Here is an 18588-nt window from a genome sequence, read left to right as displayed (position 1 = left end):
CCAAACCGAAATCAAATTCGAGGTACTACCATGGCGACCGACACATCGGCCGACACAACTGTTTTTGAACGTCGTGAATCGCAGGCGCGCAGCTATTGTCGCGCCTTTCCGACAGTGTTCACCAAGGCCAGCGGCTCGATCCTGAGCGACGCCGAAGGCCGCGATTACATCGACTTTCTGGCGGGCTGTTCATCGCTGAACTACGGCCATAACGACGCCGATATGAAGGCTGCGCTGATCGACCATATCAGCCGCGACGGCGTGACCCACGGGCTGGACATGTTCACCGATGCCAAAGCCGCCTTTCTGGAGACGTTCGAGCGTCTGATCCTGACCCCGCGCGGCATGGACTATAAGGTCATGATGACTGGCCCCACCGGCACCAATGCCGTCGAAGCCGCGATCAAGCTGGCCCGCAAGGTCACTGGCCGCCGCAATATCGTGGCCTTCACCAATGCCTTCCACGGCATGACCATGGGCAGCCTCGCGCTGACCGGCAATTCCGGCAAGCGCGATGGCGCGGGCGGTGGCAGCCTGGCCGATGTGACCCATATGCCGTTCGAAAACGCGATGGGCGACAATGACACGCTGGAATATATCGAATGGACGCTGGACAACCCCAGCAGCGGCATGGACGCGCCCGCAGCCTTTATCGTCGAGCCGGTGCAAGGCGAAGGCGGGCTGAACGCGGCCAGCGCCGAATGGCTGCAAGGCATCCAGCGGCTGGCCCGCAAACATGGCGCGCTGTTCATCATTGATGACATTCAGGCGGGCATCGGCCGGACCGGGACCTATTTCTCTACCGAGGAATTCGGGCTGGACCCCGACATGATCACCCAAGCCAAGTCGTTCAGCGGCATGGGCCTGCCCTTCGCAGCCCTGCTGATCAAGCCGGAACATGACATCTGGAAGCCGGCCGAGCATAACGGCACCTTCCGGGGCAATAACCACGCCTTCGTCACCGCCCGTATCGCCCTGGAAAAGTTCTGGTCCGATGACCGCTTTGCCAAGGACGTGCAGCGCAAGGGCGACTATCTGCATCAGCGCCTGCAAGGCATCGCTGCGATGGTCCCCGGTGCCACGCTGAAGGGCCGCGGCATGATGTTGGGCGTCGATGTTGGCGATGGCGAACTGGCAAGCCAGATCTGCGCCACCTGCTTTGACAACGGGCTGATCATCGAAACCTCGGGCGCGCATGACGAAGTGGTCAAGGTGCTGGCACCGCTGACCACCCCCGATGAGATTTTCACCAAGGGTCTGGATATTCTGGAGGCAGCCGTCGCCGCAGCCACCGGCAAAAACCAGATCGCAGCGGAGTAGACCAACATGATTGTTCGCGATTTCAACGAACTGAAAACCACCGACCGTGCCGTCAGCGATGCACAATGGACCAGCGTGCGGATGCTGCTGGCCGATGACAAGATGGGCTTTTCATTTCACATCACCACGCTGGCCGCCGGTTCGGAACACACGTTCCACTACAAGAACCACTTCGAGTCGGTCTTTTGCATGTCGGGCAAGGGCAACATCACCGATCTTGCCACCGGCGAAACACATGAGATCCGCCCCGGCGTGATGTATGCGCTGAACCTGCATGACAAGCACACGCTGCGCGCCGAGGAAGAACTGGTCATGGCTTGCTGCTTCAACCCGCCCGTTACCGGGACCGAGGTGCATCAGGCCGACGGGTCTTACGCTGCGGCGGCCGTGAACGCCTGACGGGCGTTTTTCGCAGCCGACCCAGCAACTCCCCAACAGAGGCCCGGCCCGACAACAGGGCCGGGAAAAGCGATTGACCGAACTCACCTTCCCCCATCACACCGTCGAGAAAATCGGCGGCACCTCGATGAGCCGCCTGAAAGAGCTGCGCGATACGCTGTTGATCGGCGACCGCAAGGGTGCTGATCTCTACCACCGCATCTTCGTCGTGTCGGCCTTTGGCGGCATCACCAACCTGCTGCTGGAGCACAAGAAAACCGGCGAGCCGGGCGTTTACGCCAGCTTTGCCAATGCTGCCGAAGGGCATGGCTGGCTGGAGGCTCTGGACCGGGTGGCAGAGGCCATGTGCGAGGCCAATCATGACATCCTGGCCCATTCCGCCGATCTGAGGCAGGCTGATGAGTTTGTCCGCGAACGGATCGAGGGTGCGCGGTCCTGCCTGTTCGATTTGCAGCGTTTGTGCAGCTATGGCCATTTCCGGCTGTCCAAACACATGATGGTGTTTCGCGAGTTGCTGTCAGGTCTGGGCGAGGCGCATTCGGCCTTTGTCGCCAGTCTGCTGCTGAACCGCGCAGGCGTTTCGGCGCGCTATGTCGATCTGACCGGCTGGCGCGACGACCGCGAACTGACGCTGGACGAACGCCTGAAATCTGCCATGACCGGCGTTGATCTGGCGACCGAACTACCCATTGTTACCGGCTATGCACAATGCACCGAAGGCTTGATGGCGGAATTCGACCGCGGCTATTCCGAGGTTACTTTCTCGCGCCTTGCTGCACTGACCGGCGCAGCCGAGGCGGTGATCCACAAGGAGTTCTTCCTGTCCTCCGCCGATCCGGTACTGGTTGGCGCCCATGCCGTGCGCAAGCTGGGTCACACCAATTACGACGTCGCCGATCAGCTGGCCAATCTGGGCATGGAGGCGATCCATCCCAAGGCCGCCAAGACCTTGCGGCAGGCACAGATCCCGCTGCGCGTCACCAATGCGTTCCAGCCCGATGATCCGGGCACGCTGATCGACGATGCCCCGGCAGGAACGCCGGGTCCCGAGATCGTGGCAGGCTTGCCGGTGGTGGCGCTGGAATTGTTCGAACAGGATATGGTCGGCGTCAAAGGCTATGACGCGACCATCCTTGAGGCGCTCAAGCGTCACAATGCCTTTATCGTGTCCAAGACTTCGAACGCCAACACGATCACCCACTTCCTTGCGGCCTCGCTGAAGGTCGTTCAGCGGATCGAAACCGAACTGGCTGCGATCTATCCGTCAGCCGAGGTCTCGGCCCGGTCGCAGGCGATTGCCTCGGTCATCGGGCGTGATCTGGGCGGGCAGCATATGTTGCTGCGCGGCCTCCAGGCGCTGGCTGATGCAGGCGTGACGGTTCACGCGGCGCAGCAGCCGACCCGCGCGGTCGATGTGCAATTCGTCGTCAGCCGTGATGCGCTGGAACAGGCCATCGAGGTGCTGCATGCGCGGCTGATCGAGGAAGACAGTTCCGCAAAGATTGCCGCCTGAAACCACAGATTTCGCCGCGCTGATTGATCATGATTTGATCTTTTGGCGCGGTTGATGGCGTTGTTGGTCCGGCCCGAGAGTGCATCGGTTTCGTGATGGCGATCTCTTCTTGGCAGGAAACCATGCACGTCTTGCAGCGTGCGTTCAGGCTGATCGAAACACGCAGCAGTTAAATATCGCCCAAGGGCGACCTCAGGCCGGTACGGTTCAGGCCAAACGCGCGATCCATGTCACCATCCGGTGACGGCGTGCGCCGCCCCCCTGACAAGCGGCGCTTTCCGTCCTATCTCTAGGCGCATGACAGCCGCGATCAGCATTCAGACACATCCCGCCATTTCGGAGATACCTGCCTCGGATTGGGACCGGCTGGCCGGCCCGCATCCTTTTACCAGCCACCGTTTTCTCGACGCGCTGGAAAGCTCGGGTTCAGTGGGACCCGGCACCGGCTGGCAGCCGCTGCATCTGTCAGCGCGGCTGGATGACACGCTGGTTGGCGTCGCGCCGCTTTATGCGAAATCGCACAGCCAGGGCGAATACATCTTTGATCATGGCTGGGCCGAGGCCTATATGCGGGCCGGCGGCGAGTATTACCCCAAACTGCAATGTGCGGTTCCGTTTACACCGGCCACCGGTCCGCGCCTTTTATCGCCCGATCCGATCGTGCAGCGCGCGCTGTTGGTGGGGATGACGCAAGTTGCAGAACGTGTCGGTGCCTCGGGCGTGCATGTGACCTTCTGCAAAGAGGCCGAGGCTGATCTGGGTGCCGAGGCTGGCTTTTTGCCCCGCACCACGCAGCAATATCACTGGCTCAACCGCGATTATCCCGACTATGATGCCTTTCTGGCCGATCTGTCCTCGCGCAAGCGCAAGGCATTGCGCAAGGAACGCCAGCGCGCGCAGGCCTTTGGCGGAACCATCCGGCAGTTGCGCGGTGATCAGATCCAGCCCGCGCATTGGGATGCGTTCTGGGCCTTTTATCAGGACACCGGCAGTCGCAAATGGGGCCGGCCTTATCTGACGCGCGCCTTTTTCGACGCCATTCACCAGACCATGCGCGACGATATCCTGCTGGTTCTGGCCGAGCGCGACGGGCGACCCATCGCGGCGGCGCTGAACTTTATCGGGGCCGATACGATCTATGGCCGCTATTGGGGCTGCGTCGAGGACCACGCCTTTCTGCATTTTGAGCTGTGCTACCATCAGGCCATCGACTTTGCGATTGCGAACGGGCTGTCTCGTGTCGAGGCCGGCGCGCAGGGCGAGCACAAGCTGGCGCGGGGGTATCTGCCGGTGCAGATCCATTCGCTGCACTGGGTCCACAATCCGGGCTTTCAGCGGGCCTTGGCCGACTATCTGGATCACGAGCGCGCAGCAGTCGGCGCCGAGATCGCCGAGGTCGCGGATTGGGGACCGTTCCGCCGCGAAGGCTAGGACCCGACCACAGGCCAGCAGACATGAAAAAGGGGCCGGCATGGCGCGGCCCCTTGGTCTATTGCGATCTGATCTGCCGTTAGATGATCAGCACCTGGGTGCCGACATTGGCCATTCCGAACAGTTCGGCGATATGTTCGTTATAAAGACCGATACAGCCGTTGGACGATTTGCGGCCGATCTTGCGCGTGTCGTGGGTGCCGTGGATCCGGTAATACTGCCAGCTCAGATACAGCGCGTGGGTGCCAAGCGGGTTGTCGGGACCGGCGGGCACGAAATCGGGCCATTCGGGGTTGCGCTTTTTCATGTCCGGCGTGGGCGACCAGGTCGGGCCCTCGACCTTGCGGATGACCTCGGTGCGGCCGCGCTTGGTTAGGTCTTCGCTGACGGGGATGGACGAGGGGTACAGCTTGTAGACCGACTGATCTTCGGACCAGTAATGCACGGCGCGCGAGGTCAAATCGACCAGAATCGCGCCATTGGTCAGGTTGTCGAAATGGGGTTGCCAGTGCTGGGAGTGGAAGCTGCTGACATTGCGGCGGCTGTCCTGGCCGCTGTCATACTGCACGGCGCCGGCATCCGGCGTGGCGCCGGGTGTCGCATTGTAGATCGGCTGGCCCGTATAGGGGTCGATTTGCTGACCAAAGGCGGGCAGGGCCAGACCTGCGGCACCTGCGGCGGCGGTCGTCAGAAACGTCCGGCGATTCAGCTGGTGAAACTTGCTCATTTGGGTGTCCTTCGTCCTGCGGTCGCTGTTTCGCGGCCTTATTACTGCCCAGCATGTGGATGTAAGCGGATTTACGCCAAGGCCCGCGTTCGGGCAAATCAAACCGGCGTCATCAGCGCAGGTAGCCAAAAGCGTTGTTGCAGGACTGCCGCATCACGGATTCTTGGGTTTGATTGGTAGCGCGGGATTGGGTAAATCTTTAAAAAACCGCCTTTGAGGGACAAGCAAGAATGATCAATATTCGCAGCATGGTACTGTTGTCGGTGCTTGCGCTGGCCGCCTGTGCGCCGCGCATCGCCCCGTCACAGCTTGGCCCGGACGGCCAGCCTATTCCCGTTGCCTACACGATATCAGAGCGCGAGTCGGTCGAAATTCCCGTTCGCGTGCTGGGTCAGGTCAATCAGCTACGCGCCAATATCGGTCAGTCGCCGCTGATGCTGGACCCACAGCTCTCGTCCGCTGCGGTTGCCCATTCTCGTGACATGGCAGCCCAGAACCGCGCCTGGCACTTCGGATCGGATGGCAGTTCGCCGCTGGATCGCGCCCGCCGGCAGGGCTACTACGGCGAGGTGATCGGCGAGGCGATCTCGGAATCCTATGAAAATGATATCCAGACGCTGAACGCCTGGATGCAGACGCGCGACACGCGCGACATCATCATGGACCCGACCGCCCGCACGCTGGGGCTGGGCTGGTATCAGGAACCGTCGAAAAAGATCTGGTGGACGCTGATCACCGGCAACTGATCCGCCGACAGAACTGCAAATGATGAAACGAAAAGCCCCGACCGAATGGCCGGGGCTTTTGCATTCGTGTGTTTTGGCGTTGGTCAGGGATTGACGACGACCGGTACGCCGGTGGTCAGCATGGCGTAAATCTCTTCGATTTCGTCATCGGTTACGGCGATGCAGCCAGCCGTCCAGTCGGCTTTGTTGGGCGCCTTGGCGTTGCCCTCGGGGCCGCGGCCATGGATGAAGATGTCGCCGCCGGGGCGCCGGTTGAAACTCATCGCGCGCGCGGTGTCCTGCGCGTCGGGGTAAGAGATCCCGACCGACAGGTGAAAGGCGCTGCGCGGGTTGAACCGGTCGATGAAATAGATCCCCTCGGGCGTCTTGCCATCGCCTTCGAACATCTTGTGGCCGATGGGCTGATTGCCCAGACCGACGTCATAAGATTTCAGCACCTGACGCAGATGCAAAAGATGCATCCGCCGTTCGCCCTTGTTGATGACGATCTGCGTCACCTGGGGACCGCTATAAGCCCTGAACTTGTTGGATTTTGGACTGCTGTCGCCGCCGCCGCAGGCTGACACGCCCGCTGCTCCGGCCAGCGCCAAGATTGCGCGCCTTGTCAGAATCATCACTGCCCTTTTGTCGCTATTTTGCGTTCTAGTTATGGTGCATTGATACCATATCGGGCATGATCGCGCTAGCGTCGGCGGAATTCCGCGACCGTCTCGATATGCGGCGACCAGCGAAACTGATCGACCAGCGTCAGTTGGCTCATGACAAATCCGCTTTCGGTCAAAATGCGCGAATCTCTTGCGAAATTAACCGGATCGCAGCTGACGAAGGCGACCGTTTCAATCGCAGATCCGGCGATCTGAGTTGCCTGCTGCGCAGCACCCGCGCGAGGCGGGTCAATCACAATTGCGTCAAAGCGAGCCAGCTCGTCAGCCAGCAATGGGTTTCGGGCCAGATCGCGGGTTTCGGTGGTGATGCGGTGCCGGCCGGCTGCCGCGCGCCAGCCGGCATCAAGCGCGGTCAGCGGCGCGGCCAGCCCTTCGACGGCGTGAACCTCGGCCCGTTCTGCCAGGGGCAGGGTGAACGTCCCGATACCGGCATAGAGATCGGCGATGCGTGCGGCGCCCTCTGTGATCCGCATGACGGCCTGGCGCAGGGCGGCCTCACCCTCGGCAGTGGCCTGAAGAAATGCAGCCGCAGGCGGCACCACCTGTGCCCGACCCATCGGCAGCGCCGGGGTGCGGCGGGTGATGGATTGTCCACCCCAATCCAGCCGCGCCAGATCGCCCAGTTCGGCCAGCCCGGCCAGCGTCTGGAACAGGGTCGCATCCATCGGCTTGCCGCCGGTGATCGCGACGTCCAGCCCGGCAGGCCCGTGGATCACCACGATCGACAGTTCCGCATTGCGCGAGGCCCCCACCGCCACGATCTGACGCAGCAGGGGCAGCGCCGCCTGAATTTCGGGGCGGATCACATGGCAATCGGTCAGATCGGCGATCACATCCGAGGCGCGGACGTGAAAGCCGACCAAAGCGCCCTTCTTGGTGCGTCGCCCGGAAAACACCGCACGCCGGCGCGACCGAGGCGGAGAGACATGCACGCCCTCGATGGGCGCATCCAGACCCTGCGCGTGCAACGCTGTTTCCACCACCTGCCGTTTCCAGTCGGTGGTGAACCCATCCGAGGCATGCATCAGTGAACAGCCGCCGCAGGCGCGGTAATGTCCGCAAATCGGTCGCACGCGATCAGCCGAGGGCGTCAGGATGCGCGGCGTGGCGATCCGGCCTTCGAGGGCCTCGCCTGCGATCACTTCACCCGGCAGCGTCAGCGCGGCCAGCGCCTTTTGCCCGTCCTCGGCCACGGCGACGCCATCACCGCGCCGGCCCAGCCTCTGGATCGTCCATGTGGTCATTCGGCGGCCTCTTCCGCCGCGTCCAATCCCAGAAAGCCACCCGATTGACGGTTCCAATAGCGGGCATAAAGGCCGTCCTGTGCCAGCAGGTCGTCATGGCTGCCCTGCTCGACGATGCGACCATGATCCAGCACGATGATGCGGTCCAACTCGGCAATCGTGGACAGACGGTGGGCGATGGCCAGCACGGTCTTGCCCTGCATCGCACGCGTCAGCGCCTCTTGCACTTGTGCTTCGACCTCGCTGTCCAGCGCGCTGGTCGCCTCGTCCAGCACCAGGATCGGCGCATCTTTCAGGAAGGCGCGTGCCAGCGCGATCCTCTGCCGCTGGCCGCCCGACAGCTTGACGCCGCGTTCGCCAAGATGCGCGTCATAGCCCTTTCGACCGGCGAAATCCTCCAGATCGGGGATAAAGCCATGTGCCTCGGCGGCGCGGGCGGCGACCTCGATTTCAGCACGCGTCGCGTCGGGGCGGCCATACAGGATATTGTCATGGGCCGAGCGGTTGAACATCGCAGTTTCCTGCGTGACCATCGCGATCTGGCGACGCAGGCTTTCCTGCGTCACGTCCCGAATGTCATGCCCGTCGATCAGGATCTTGCCAGCCTCGACATCGTAAAGCCGCAGCAGCAATGCCACCATCGTTGACTTGCCCGCACCCGAAGCCCCGACAATGCCGACCTTTTCGCCCGGCGCGATATGCAGCGTCAGATTGTCCAGACCGCCGCCCTCGCGGCCATAGGCAAAGCTGACATCATCGAAATCAATGCGCCCCTGAACCGTCTGCAACACCGTCGCATCGGGCGTATCGGTCAGGGTATGTGCGGCGGCGAGGGTGTTCATGCCGTCCTCGACCTCACCGATGCTGCCCCACATGCCCATCAGCGCCATGCTGACCCAGCCCGTCATCTGGCTCAGCCGCATCGAGATCGCACCGGCGGCGGCGACATCACCCGGCGTTGCCACACCGTCGCGCCACAACAGAATGCTGCCACCAATCAGGATGACCGGCAGAATGCCTGCGACGAACATCAGGGTCAGGCGGAACCAGCTGCTGACGACGCCGAAATCCAGCGCGCGTTCGCGGAAACCGGCCATGGCCCCAAGGGCGGCGCGGTCTTCGTGGTCTGTATGGGCGAACAGCTTGACCGTCTTGATATTGGTGATCGTGTCCACGACTTGGCCGGTGACCATCGCACGGGCCGAGGCGCGTGCGCCCGCGCGTGACCGGATGCGTGGAAGGAAGAAGCGGATCAGCAGGAAATAAGAGCTGAGCCAGACAATCAGCGCCACCGCCCCCCAGCCATCGACCGACACGAGGAACGCCGCCGAGCCAAGAATAGAGGCAAGGGCGAAGGCCACCACGTTCACCATTTCGGTTGCCACATCGGTGACGGCGCGCGCCGTCTGCATTTGTTTCTGCGCCAACCGGCCGGCAAAATCATTGTCAAAGAAGGTGACTGACTGCCCCATCGTCCAGCGGTGCAGCCGCGACAGAACCAATGGCAGGATATTCGGGCCGACGATCACGCTGGAACTGGCGGTGGACAGGCCAAAGATCACCGGGCGCAGCAACAGGAAAAAGCCCACGAAAACCGCGATCAGGGCGCCATTGGCAGACCAAAGGTTCGCAGGGTCGCCACCCGCAACGGCATCGACCACTGCGCCAAGCAGGATGGCGGCGATTACATCGGCCATGCCGCTGAAAGCCGAGGCGATGGCCGCAAGCGACAATCCGCCCCATGCGCCTGACAGGCACCAGCGGAAGAAGGCCAGCAATGTGTGCGGCGGAGGCCCGTCGGCGGGGCGAAAGGCGTCGACCAGATTTCCAAGGCGGCGGTGCAGGCTCATGCGTCACCCTTTCCGGCCAGAAGCGCGACGTCAATCAAGGCGGGCGCGGGAAGCGCGAAATCCCCCGCGATCCACGCTTCTTCCGCCGCACGCAAGCCACGACCCAGTGATGCCCCCTCAAGCTGTGGCATCAGATCATCTGCGCTGATCGGCAGCCCCGCCTGCGCCGCATGCTCAATCCGCGCGATCCACCCATCGGGCAGTTTTTGACCCCGTGCCGCGCGTGTCAGCGTATGGTCAACGGCCAGTGTCTTTCCCAAATGATAACCTGCCTCGTTCAGCGACCAGTCGCCGGCCTTGGCCTCGGCCAGCCGCGCCTGAACCTTTGCCTCATCCCGTGACAGGCGCAGCAGGGCTGTGACGGTCTTGTCGGTACACAGCAGCGCCAGTCGGCGTGGCCAACTGGGCGTGATCCCGGCCGCGGCCTCGGCCCCGACCAGATCCGGCATCGCGGACGCATCGGCACCCGGCAGCACATGGGCCAAAACGCCAGCCTGAGCCATCAGCGACAGCGCCTCTGAGGGATCGGGCGCGGCCAGCAGCTTGCGCATTTCAACGCCGATCCGTTCCTTGGATATGCCGTCCAGCCCATCCGCCAACGCGGCACATGCTGCCAGCGCGGCCGGGTCTACCTGCCGCCCGTACCACGCGTGAAAGCGGAAATAGCGCAGGACACGCAGGTAATCCTCGCGGATGCGCGCCTGGGCGTTGCCCACAAATCGCAGCCGTCTAGCCCGCAGGTCGTCCAGCCCGCCGACCGGGTCGAGCACCTGCCCATCACGGGTGGCATAAAGCGCATTCATGGTGAAATCGCGGCGCTGTGCGTCATCTTCGATCCGGTCGCTAAAAGCCACCACCGCATGGCGGCCATCGGTTTCCACATCGCGGCGAAAGGTCGTGACCTCGATGCCCGTGCCGTTCGAGACGACCGTAACCGTGCCATGGTCGATGCCGGTCGGCACTGGCTTTAGCCCCGCGGATGCGGCCAATTCACTGACCCGCTCGGGGCGCGCGTCTGTCGCAAGGTCGATATCATTGACCGGCTCGCCAAGAACCGCATTGCGGACCACGCCACCGACCAGCAGCGCGCGGTGCCCGCCGGCCTCGATCGCGTCCAGCACTGCGGTCAGCGCCGGGTCGGTCAGAAATGGGCCGCCGATCTGCGTCATGCGGCGTTCAACCTGTTTGCCAAAGACCAAAGGATCCGCGCGGTCGCGCCCCAAAGGTAATAGGGACCGTAGGGTGCAGCATGATAGCTGCGCCATGTGCCGCGCCAGAACCGACCCTCGACCCGATAAAGTGCGGGGTTGGCGATATGAGCGAAGGGCAGGCAAAAGGCCTCTGCTACCTCGCCCGGCTCGGGGCGCGGCGTAAACGAACCACGGATAACGGCCACGACAGGACGGATCGCAAAGCTGGTAACGGTGCGATGGGCGGGCAGGGTGCCCATGACCTCGGCCTGATCGGGCGGCAGGGCGACCTCTTCATGTGCCTCGCGCAGGGCGGCTGCAATCGCATCGGCATCGGCTGGATCGACCTTGCCGCCGGGCAGGGCAATCTGGCCCGGATGATGGCGCATGGTGGCGGCGCGCTTGGTCAGGACAAGCCTGCCGTCATCTTCGTGAAAGGCAATCAGAACGCCGGCTTGCCGCAACTGCCCGGCAGGCGGTGCAACATCCGGGTTCAGGTCGAAATCCGACGTGGGCCCTGCCGGTTGCCGCAGGGCCCGACGCAGCAGATCCTCTGACCAGATCAAACTCACTCGGCGGCCTTGTCTTGCGGTTCGATCGGGTTGCCATCCGCGTCCACGGTTGCCTCGAACCCCAGGCTTTCGGGGTCGAATTCATAATGTGCGCCGCAGAACTGGCAATCGGCGGTGACGACGCCATCGTCAGTGGTCATATGGGTGATGTCCTTGGCCGAATAGATCGCCAAGGTGTCGCGGACCCGGTCCGCTGTGCAAGAGCAACCGAACTCTACGCTTTGAGAGTCAAAGACACGCGGCGTTTCTTCGTGGAACAGGCGAACCAGCAGGTCTGTGGGCGAAACAGTCGGGCCGATCAATTCCAACGGTTCGACCGTGTTCAACAGGTGATTGGCGCGGTTCCAGTCCTCTGATTCGGCGCCTTGCAGGATATCGGCGGCCTCGATCAGCCCGTCCTGTCCGCTGCCGCCCTCGCTGAGTTGCGCGGGTTGGGCAGGCAGGGTCTGCAGCATGACGCCGCCGGCGCGCGAATGCTGATCCTCACCGGACATGCGCGACTGGCCATAAGTCAGACTGAACCGCGTTGGCAGCTGTTCTGACTGCGCGAAATAGCTTTGCGCGCAAGCCGACAGCGACCCGCCCGCCAGTGGCGTGATCCCCTGGTAAGGCGTCGAGCCGGCGCCTTGGTCAATCAGCACCGCAACATACCCTTCGCCGATCTGGTCGAAGGGCGCGCGGTCATCCAGTCGATCGGCATCGAAACTGGCCCATGCGCGAATGCGGGCAGGTTCACCCTCGGATGCGGGGGCAAAGTAATCGGCGGCGATGGTCCTGATCGCGCCCGAGCCACGCACCTGCAGGCTAAGCTTCCAGCGCAGTTTGATCGTCGGGCCGATCAGAGCGGTCAGCAACGCGACCTCGGCCACCAGCGCGCTGACGGCCTCGGGGTAGTCATGGCGTGACAGGATATGGTCCAGCACCCCATCCAGACGTGCGACCCGCCCGCGAATATTCGAGCGGTCAAGTTGAAAGGGCAGGATCGTATCATCCCAAGCGATCTGGTTGATCTTGTTCATCATTCGTCCTTGAGGTCAGTGCGGGCCGCGCAAGTAGGCGGCCACGGGCAATGCGTGTTCTGCCCTAATAAATGCGTGTTCTGCCCTAATATAGGCAATCGCCAAGCGATCCCAAGAGCAGGCTTTCATCTGTGTCGCTCGCCGGCTATCTCCGGCCCACGGTCACGAAACGGCAGAAGGGCGTCGTATGATACCGCGATACGGACAACCGCCCGTGACTGGCCGCCATTACCGTGCGCGGCCCGGTGCCTATGGGTTGCTGTTGCGCCGAGGGCAGGTGCTGTTGACGCTGCAGGCCGGGCCGGAACCTGACATGCAACTGCCCGGTGGCGGCATTGATCCGGGTGAAAGCCCGATCCATGCGCTGCATCGTGAGGTGTTCGAAGAGACCGGCTGGGCCATTGCGTCGCCGCGGCGTATTGGCGCCTATCGTCGCTATGCGTGGTTGCCGGAATACGGCTATTGGGCGGAAAAGATCTGCACGATCTGGCTGGCTGAGCCGGTTGTTCGTCGAGGTGATCCCGTTGAACCGGATCATCGCGCCGTGTGGGTGCCGCTGGCTGACCTGCCTGCTGCGCTAAGTGAACCCGGGGCGCGTGCCTTTGTGACCCGACTGATGAAGGGTGGCTTTCTGGCTCAGGCAAGCCGCCGTCATCCCGATAAAGCCATGTCGCCGACGCGCCGCGACCGACACGGCGGGGTGTTGTCGCGCCGCTAGGTGCCGCTGTCGGGGTCGTTGTTTTCAGGCGCGGGCAGCGGTTGCAGGCCGCGGCCAGGTTTCGTTTGCGGGCTTTCGCGGTGTTCGATCAGGACCGCAGAAATATCGTCTTGCCGATCACCGTGCGAAAACTGGTTCACGCAGAACGAAATTGCGTCAAGAAAGTTATGGCCCTGCAGCGCCTGATGGCCACGGACAAAGGATTTGAGCCCCTCATCGCAAAGCATGTTGCCCTCTGGATCAGTGGCTTCGGTAATGCCATCCGAGGAAATCAACAGCCGGTCGCCGGGCGCCAGTGTCACCTCGAACTCATTGAAGCGCGGGCGGCCAAAAATACCGATTGGCATACCGCCATCACCCACCAGTTCGATCTCTTGGTTCTTGCGTTGCACCAACGGGTGCGGGTGCCCCGCCTGCACCATACGCAGCACGCCCTCTCGATAGTCGATATCGGCATAGACCATGGTGAAATAGGTATCGGTCTGCATCTCTTCGAGCAGCATATTGTTGAAGAAATGCGCCAGCGCGATGGGTGGGACGGCGTCCTGCCCGTTCTGCGCCGCGCGTAGCGCGACATTCTGTTCGGTTGATCCAGACAGATGCGCCGCCAGTCGCGCCGTCAGCAAGGCCGCGGTGACGCCATGGCCCGACACATCGATGGCATAGACGCCAACGCGGTTCTCATTGATCGGGAAAAAGCCGACCAGATCGCCGCCGATATGCCCCGCGGGGCGCAAAAGTAGCGACAATTCGAAGTTCTCGAACCGTCCCGAGCGTTCGCGCACCAGCCCCTGTTGCAACTTGCGGGCTTCGCGCAGATCGCGATCCAGCGCCTCTTGTGCCAGACTGAGGCGGTCAAGCGTCTTTTGCAGTTGCGCATTGCTGGCACGAAGCTTTTCCTGGAATTCCAGAATGCGTTCGCCGGCCATCAATCGGGCCAGCAATTCAGCGCCCGAGATCGGCTTGGTCAGAAAGTCGTCGGCGCCGGCCTCCAGCCCAAAGGCGATGTCGGCCTTGTCGGTCTTGGACGTCAGCAAGATGAAGTAGCCATAGCCCTTTTTTGTCAGAGCCCTGAACTTTCGGCAGAAATCAGGACCAGTCATGCCCGGCATGATCCAGTCTGACAGGATGAAATCGGGTTCCTGCATGGCGCAGAAATCCAACGCCGCCTGACCTGATTCCGCCTCGGCAACGCGGTACCCTGCGCGCTGCAGTTGGATCATCAGCATCCGGCGCTGCGCGCGGCTATCATCGACCAGCAGCACCAGCCGCCCCGCTGTCTGAGGGACGCTGGCGGCGTTGGACGCGGGTGCAGGACGATTCGTGGCGCTCATGCGGCCTGCATAGCGCGCCGGTGGTAAAAATCGCGTAAATCGCGGCACGCTGTTGGGTTAAGGCTTCGGTAATCGCGGCCTGATAGACCCAGCCAACACGAATCGTGATGTGACGAGGAAACTATGATCGACTGGAACCGGGTGAGCGCGCTGCGAGACGAAGTCGGCCCGAGCGAGTTCGAACCAGTTCTGGAACTATTTCTGGACGAGATCGAAGGCCTTGTCATGCTGCTGTCGATGGACGATCCGGCAAAGCTGGCGCGCGATTTGCATTTCCTCAAGGGCAGCGCCTGCAACCTCGGCTTCGATGCCTTTGCCACATTATGCGATGACTATGAGGCAAGGATCGGTCGCGGTGAGTTGAAAAACATCTCGCTGGATGAAATCGTCATTTGCTATTCGCTCACCAAGCAGATGTTCATACGCGATCTGCCGCGCGTGACTGAAGACAATCAGCAGGGCAGGGCCGATACGGCATGACGCGGACAGGTCCCGAAAACCGATCGTCAGTGCAGATCAGATCAGGAATTCGGACAGGATGCTGTCGCGGGTGATGTCGCGATAGGTCAGATCAGCGTGATCGAGGCGTTGCATCAGGGCCGTCAGGTTCGCGGGGTCGCTGCTTTCGATGCCGATCAGGATAGAACCGAAGTTCCGCGCCGATTTCTTGAGATACTCAAAGCGGGTGATATCATCGTCAGGCCCCAGCAGTTCCAGAAACTCCCGCAGTGCCCCGGGCCGTTGCGGCATTCTGAGGATCAGGTATTTCTTCTTGCCGGCAAAACGCTGCGCGCGTTCCTTGACCTCGGGCAGCCGCTCGAAGTCGAAATTACCGCCCGAACAGATGCAGACCACGGTTTTGCCGGCCAGATCGTCCAGATCGGCCAAAATGTCGACGGCCAGCGCGCCTGCTGGCTCCAGGACCATGCCCTCGGTATTCAGCATTTCCAGCATGGTGATGCAGATCCGGTCCTCGGGTGCCAGATGAACGTCCTTGGGTGAGAAACGCGACAATTCCTCGAACGGCAAGGCCCCGATCCGGGCGACAGCTGCGCCGTCGACGAAACCGTCCACCGCCGGCAGCGTCACCAGCGCGCCGTTCTCAAGGGCGGCCTGCAGACTGCCGCCGCCAAGTGGCTCTGCGAAGATCAGCTGTGTCTGCGGCGCATCGCTTCGCAGATAACGTGCGATCCCGGCCGACAGCCCGCCTCCACCGACGGGCAGGACGATCAGATCAGGGGCCGTGGGCAATTGGCTCATGATTTCCAGCGCCACGGTGGCCTGCCCCTCCATCACATCGGCCGAATCAAAGGGTGACAGGAACACCGCCTGCTTCTCGGCGGCAAAGGCCTGCGCCGCCGCAAGGGTTTGATCGAAATAGTCGCCCGTCATTACGATTTCTACGGAATCGCCACCGAAAACGCGGGTTTTCTGGATCTTCTGCTGTGGCGTTGTTACCGGCATGAACACGGTGCCGCGCACCCCGAAATGGCGACATGCAAAGGCCATGCCCTGAGCGTGGTTCCCGGCACTGGCGCAGACGAAATGGGCATCCGTCCTTTGGCCCTGGGCCATGAACTTGCGCATCGCATTGAAAGCGCCGCGCAGCTTATAGCTGCGAACCGGAGTCAGATCCTCACGCTTGAGCCAGATATCGGCGTTGTACCTGGCCGACAGGTGGTCGTTGCGCTGCAATGGCGTCGGCTCGAACAGGTCGCGCAAGGCGGCCTCGGCCAAACGGACGGAGGCGACAAAATTTTCCATTCCTGTCACTTGCCCAGAGAATACCGGATAATCAAGACTTACTGACGCGGCACACCGCCCGGCAGGTGTTGAAAGGCTGGGATTCGCTGCGGCTGAAAGACCCATGCAGCGGCATAAGTCCCGGTTGTCAGGGACCTGCAACCTGCTGCCCATTCCTGCCCGTTTGACGCGGCAAAGTATGGCATGATCGCGAAATCAGGAATATCTGCGGCCTGCCCTTGTGACACGCGGCATAAGGTCCTATTCCCTTTTGCCAAATTCCAAAGGGATTAACCACATGTCCGACGCGCCGAAGAAAGTCGTCCTTGCCTATTCCGGTGGGCTAGACACCTCGATCATTCTGAAATGGCTTCAGACCGAATATGGCTGCGAGGTCATCACCTTTACTGCCGATCTGGGGCAGGGCGAGGAACTGGAACCGGCCCGTGCCAAGGCAGAGCTGCTGGGCATCGCGCCCGAGAGCATCCATATCGAGGATCTGCGCGAAGAGTTCGTCCGCGATTTCGTCTTTCCGATGTTCCGCGCCAATGCGCTGTATGAGGGGCTGTATCTGCTGGGCACCTCGATTGCGCGGCCGTTGATCTCCAAGCGTCTGGTCGAGCTGGCCCATCAGCACGGCGCCGATGCGGTGGCGCATGGCGCGACCGGCAAGGGCAACGATCAGGTGCGGTTCGAACTGTCGGCCTATGCGCTGGACCCCGCGATCCGCGTCATCGCGCCATGGCGTGAATGGGATCTGACCAGCCGGACCAAACTGATCGAGTTCGCCGAGGCCAACCAGATCCCCATCGCCAAGGACAAACGCGGCGAGGCGCCGTTCAGCGTGGATGCCAACCTGCTGCATACCAGCAGCGAGGGGAAGGCGCTGGAAGACCCCGCCGAGGAAGCGCCCGAATATGTCTATCAGCGTACCGTCAGCCCCGAGGATGCGCCCGATCAGCCCGAATATATCGAGGTGACGTTTGAACAGGGCGATGCCGTGGCGATCAATGGCAAACCGCTGTCGCCCGCCACGATCCTGACCGATCTGAACGAATACGGTCGCAAGCACGGCATCGGGCGGCTGGATTTCGTCGAGAACCGCTTTATCGGGATGAAGTCGCGCGGCATCTATGAAACGCCGGGCGGTACGATCCTGCTTGAGGCCCATCGCGGCATCGAGCAGATCACGCTGGACAGCGGCGCGGGCCACCTGAAAGACAGCCTGATGCCGCGCTACGCGGAACTGATCTATAACGGTTTCTGGTTCAGCCCCGAACGCGAAATGCTGCAGGCAGCCATTGACAAAAGCCAGGAACATGTCAGCGGCACCGTACGTCTGAAACTGTATAAGGGCAGCGCCACCACCGTGGGTCGCTGGTCCGATCACACGCTGTATTCCGAGGCGCATGTGACGTTCGAGGACGACGCCGGGGCCTATGATCAGAAAGACGCGGCAGGGTTCATCAAACTGAACGCCCTGCGGCTGAAGCTGATCGGTAACCGAAATGCGCGGGTGAAATGACCCAGCAGCGCCAGACTACCCGCATCGCCATCGTCACCGTAAGTGATCGGGCGGCCAGCGGGGAATACGAAGACAAGGGTGGTCCGGGCGCCGAAAGCTGGCTGCGCGAGACCATCACCTCGCCCATAGAGATCACCCGCGTGATCGTTCCCGATGGGCGCGAGGTCGTGGCGGCAAAGCTGCGGGAGCTGGCCGATGATGACGGCATGGATCTGATCCTTGTGACGGGCGGAACTGGCCCCGCGCCGCGTGATCTGACCCCCGAGGCAGTGGCGGATGTGGCCGAGCGCGAATATCCCGGCTTCGGCGAGGAGATGCGTCGCGCATCATTGCGCGAGGTGCCGACCGCGATCCTGTCCCGGCAAACTGCTGTCAGCCGCGGCAGGACGCTGATCATCACCATCCCCGGCAAGCCCTCGGCCATTGCGACCTGCCTGAATGCGGTCTTTGCCGCTGTACCCTATTGTCTGGATCTGATGGGCGCGGCGCGGGTCGAGACCGATCCGGCCCGGATCGCTGCATTCAGGCCCAAGGGCAAATAGCCCGCTTCTGAGGCATCGTTGCCGCATTCAGCGCCTGTCTTGTCCGCAGG

The 18588-nt window shown here is 62.2% G+C and carries 18 protein-coding genes; 9 read left to right on the top strand and 9 right to left on the bottom strand.

What is annotated here, in order from left to right; translation table 11 throughout:
* Positions 1–30 precede the first annotated feature (30 nt).
* From ectB to CUV01_RS03830, 4 genes are all read left to right on the top strand, one after another.
* Complete coding sequence (gene ectB / locus CUV01_RS03845) at positions 31–1320, top strand: diaminobutyrate--2-oxoglutarate transaminase (RefSeq protein ID WP_101459304.1); 1290 nt, start codon at positions 31–33, stop codon at positions 1318–1320.
* A gap of 6 nt (positions 1321–1326) precedes the next feature.
* A complete protein-coding gene (locus tag CUV01_RS03840) occupies positions 1327–1719 on the top strand; it encodes an ectoine synthase (protein WP_101459303.1) in 393 nt (130 codons plus the stop codon).
* Positions 1720–1846: 127 nt separating this feature from the next.
* On the top strand, positions 1847–3232 hold the full coding sequence (locus CUV01_RS03835; protein ID WP_232962681.1) for an aspartate kinase: 1386 nt from the start codon (positions 1847–1849) through the stop codon (positions 3230–3232).
* A 297-nt stretch (positions 3233–3529) separates the two neighbouring features.
* The gene (locus CUV01_RS03830; protein ID WP_101459301.1) at positions 3530–4663 is read left to right on the top strand and encodes a GNAT family N-acetyltransferase; all 1134 of its coding nucleotides are present in this window, start codon (positions 3530–3532) and stop codon (positions 4661–4663) included.
* Positions 4664–4742: 79 nt separating this feature from the next.
* On the opposite strand, the gene CUV01_RS03825 is transcribed toward CUV01_RS03830, so the two are convergent.
* Complete coding sequence (locus tag CUV01_RS03825; RefSeq protein ID WP_101459300.1) at positions 4743–5390, bottom strand: L,D-transpeptidase; 648 nt, start codon at positions 5388–5390, stop codon at positions 4743–4745.
* 230 nt (positions 5391–5620) lie between these two features.
* On the opposite strand from CUV01_RS03825, the gene dalA reads away from it, so the two are divergent.
* Positions 5621–6136: a divisome-associated lipoprotein DalA gene (dalA, locus tag CUV01_RS03820; RefSeq protein ID WP_101459299.1), complete on the top strand. Its 516-nt coding sequence runs from the start codon at positions 5621–5623 to the stop codon at positions 6134–6136.
* Positions 6137–6219: 83 nt separating this feature from the next.
* On the opposite strand, the gene CUV01_RS03815 is transcribed toward dalA, so the two are convergent.
* The 6 genes from CUV01_RS03815 to hslO all read right to left on the bottom strand — a co-directional run bounded on the left by CUV01_RS03815 (position 6220) and on the right by hslO (position 12676).
* Positions 6220–6750: a L,D-transpeptidase family protein gene (locus CUV01_RS03815; protein ID WP_101459298.1), complete on the bottom strand. Its 531-nt coding sequence runs from the start codon at positions 6748–6750 to the stop codon at positions 6220–6222.
* A gap of 68 nt (positions 6751–6818) precedes the next feature.
* Positions 6819–8045: a class I SAM-dependent RNA methyltransferase gene (locus tag CUV01_RS03810; RefSeq protein WP_101459297.1), complete on the bottom strand. Its 1227-nt coding sequence runs from the start codon at positions 8043–8045 to the stop codon at positions 6819–6821.
* A complete protein-coding gene (locus tag CUV01_RS03805; protein WP_101459296.1) occupies positions 8042–9895 on the bottom strand; it encodes an ABC transporter ATP-binding protein in 1854 nt (617 codons plus the stop codon). Before CUV01_RS03805 ends, CUV01_RS03810 begins: the two co-directional genes overlap by 4 nt.
* On the bottom strand, positions 9892–11064 hold the full coding sequence (locus CUV01_RS03800) for a CCA tRNA nucleotidyltransferase (protein WP_101461849.1): 1173 nt from the start codon (positions 11062–11064) through the stop codon (positions 9892–9894). The genes CUV01_RS03805 and CUV01_RS03800 overlap by 4 nt, the downstream gene beginning before the upstream one ends.
* Positions 11061–11657 carry an NUDIX hydrolase gene (locus CUV01_RS03795; RefSeq protein WP_101459295.1) on the bottom strand — a complete coding sequence of 199 codons (597 nt, stop codon included), beginning with the start codon at positions 11655–11657 and terminating at the stop codon, positions 11061–11063. Before CUV01_RS03795 ends, CUV01_RS03800 begins: the two co-directional genes overlap by 4 nt.
* Complete coding sequence (gene hslO / locus CUV01_RS03790; RefSeq protein ID WP_101461848.1) at positions 11654–12676, bottom strand: Hsp33 family molecular chaperone HslO; 1023 nt, start codon at positions 12674–12676, stop codon at positions 11654–11656. Before hslO ends, CUV01_RS03795 begins: the two co-directional genes overlap by 4 nt.
* Before the next feature lie 187 nt (positions 12677–12863).
* On the opposite strand from hslO, the gene CUV01_RS03785 reads away from it, so the two are divergent.
* On the top strand, positions 12864–13394 hold the full coding sequence (locus tag CUV01_RS03785; protein ID WP_101459294.1) for an NUDIX domain-containing protein: 531 nt from the start codon (positions 12864–12866) through the stop codon (positions 13392–13394).
* On the opposite strand, the gene CUV01_RS03780 is transcribed toward CUV01_RS03785, so the two are convergent.
* Positions 13391–14728, bottom strand: coding sequence for a PP2C family protein-serine/threonine phosphatase (locus CUV01_RS03780; protein WP_101459293.1), 1338 nt, complete (start codon positions 14726–14728; stop codon positions 13391–13393). The two genes, CUV01_RS03785 and CUV01_RS03780, sit on opposite strands and share 4 nt — an antisense overlap.
* Positions 14729–14851: 123 nt before the next feature.
* Between CUV01_RS03780 and CUV01_RS03775 the strand changes: the two genes are divergently transcribed.
* Positions 14852–15208, top strand: coding sequence for an Hpt domain-containing protein (locus tag CUV01_RS03775; RefSeq protein WP_101459292.1), 357 nt, complete (start codon positions 14852–14854; stop codon positions 15206–15208).
* A gap of 36 nt (positions 15209–15244) precedes the next feature.
* Here the strand turns inward: CUV01_RS03775 and ilvA are convergent, their stop codons facing one another.
* On the bottom strand, positions 15245–16492 hold the full coding sequence (ilvA, locus tag CUV01_RS03770) for a threonine ammonia-lyase IlvA (protein ID WP_101459291.1): 1248 nt from the start codon (positions 16490–16492) through the stop codon (positions 15245–15247).
* A gap of 277 nt (positions 16493–16769) precedes the next feature.
* Between ilvA and CUV01_RS03765 the strand changes: the two genes are divergently transcribed.
* Positions 16770–17996 carry an argininosuccinate synthase gene (locus tag CUV01_RS03765; protein WP_101459290.1) on the top strand — a complete coding sequence of 409 codons (1227 nt, stop codon included), beginning with the start codon at positions 16770–16772 and terminating at the stop codon, positions 17994–17996.
* Positions 17993–18538 (top strand): molybdopterin adenylyltransferase, encoded by a 546-nt coding sequence (gene mog / locus CUV01_RS03760; protein ID WP_101459289.1) that lies wholly within the window; start codon positions 17993–17995, stop codon positions 18536–18538. Before CUV01_RS03765 ends, mog begins: the two co-directional genes overlap by 4 nt.
* The last annotated feature ends 50 nt before the right edge of the window (positions 18539–18588 follow it).

This window comes from Paracoccus tegillarcae (assembly GCF_002847305.1).
Lineage (GTDB): Bacteria > Pseudomonadota > Alphaproteobacteria > Rhodobacterales > Rhodobacteraceae > Paracoccus > Paracoccus tegillarcae.
The sequence above is the reverse complement of the archived record's forward strand: the minus strand, read 5'-3'. Positions and strand labels throughout refer to the sequence as shown.

What these genes read in the sequence shown, in the direction of transcription:
- ectB (WP_101459304.1), top strand. Translation starts at nt 31, where the DNA reads ATGGCGACCGACACATCGGCCGACACAACTGTTTTTGAACGTCGTGAA.
- CUV01_RS03840 (WP_101459303.1), top strand. Translation starts at nt 1,327, where the DNA reads ATGATTGTTCGCGATTTCAACGAACTGAAAACCACCGACCGTGCCGTC.
- CUV01_RS03835 (WP_232962681.1), top strand. Translation starts at nt 1,847, where the DNA reads ATGAGCCGCCTGAAAGAGCTGCGCGATACGCTGTTGATCGGCGACCGC.
- CUV01_RS03830 (WP_101459301.1), top strand. Translation starts at nt 3,530, where the DNA reads ATGACAGCCGCGATCAGCATTCAGACACATCCCGCCATTTCGGAGATA.
- CUV01_RS03825 (WP_101459300.1), bottom strand. Translation starts at nt 5,390, where the DNA reads ATGAGCAAGTTTCACCAGCTGAATCGCCGGACGTTTCTGACGACCGCC.
- dalA (WP_101459299.1), top strand. Translation starts at nt 5,621, where the DNA reads ATGATCAATATTCGCAGCATGGTACTGTTGTCGGTGCTTGCGCTGGCC.
- CUV01_RS03815 (WP_101459298.1), bottom strand. Translation starts at nt 6,750, where the DNA reads ATGATTCTGACAAGGCGCGCAATCTTGGCGCTGGCCGGAGCAGCGGGC.
- CUV01_RS03810 (WP_101459297.1), bottom strand. Translation starts at nt 8,045, where the DNA reads ATGACCACATGGACGATCCAGAGGCTGGGCCGGCGCGGTGATGGCGTC.
- CUV01_RS03805 (WP_101459296.1), bottom strand. Translation starts at nt 9,895, where the DNA reads ATGAGCCTGCACCGCCGCCTTGGAAATCTGGTCGACGCCTTTCGCCCC.
- CUV01_RS03800 (WP_101461849.1), bottom strand. Translation starts at nt 11,064, where the DNA reads ATGACGCAGATCGGCGGCCCATTTCTGACCGACCCGGCGCTGACCGCA.
- hslO (WP_101461848.1), bottom strand. Translation starts at nt 12,676, where the DNA reads ATGAACAAGATCAACCAGATCGCTTGGGATGATACGATCCTGCCCTTT.
- CUV01_RS03785 (WP_101459294.1), top strand. Translation starts at nt 12,864, where the DNA reads ATGATACCGCGATACGGACAACCGCCCGTGACTGGCCGCCATTACCGT.
- CUV01_RS03780 (WP_101459293.1), bottom strand. Translation starts at nt 14,728, where the DNA reads ATGAGCGCCACGAATCGTCCTGCACCCGCGTCCAACGCCGCCAGCGTC.
- CUV01_RS03775 (WP_101459292.1), top strand. Translation starts at nt 14,852, where the DNA reads ATGATCGACTGGAACCGGGTGAGCGCGCTGCGAGACGAAGTCGGCCCG.
- ilvA (WP_101459291.1), bottom strand. Translation starts at nt 16,492, where the DNA reads ATGGAAAATTTTGTCGCCTCCGTCCGTTTGGCCGAGGCCGCCTTGCGC.
- CUV01_RS03765 (WP_101459290.1), top strand. Translation starts at nt 16,770, where the DNA reads ATGTCCGACGCGCCGAAGAAAGTCGTCCTTGCCTATTCCGGTGGGCTA.
- mog (WP_101459289.1), top strand. Translation starts at nt 17,993, where the DNA reads ATGACCCAGCAGCGCCAGACTACCCGCATCGCCATCGTCACCGTAAGT.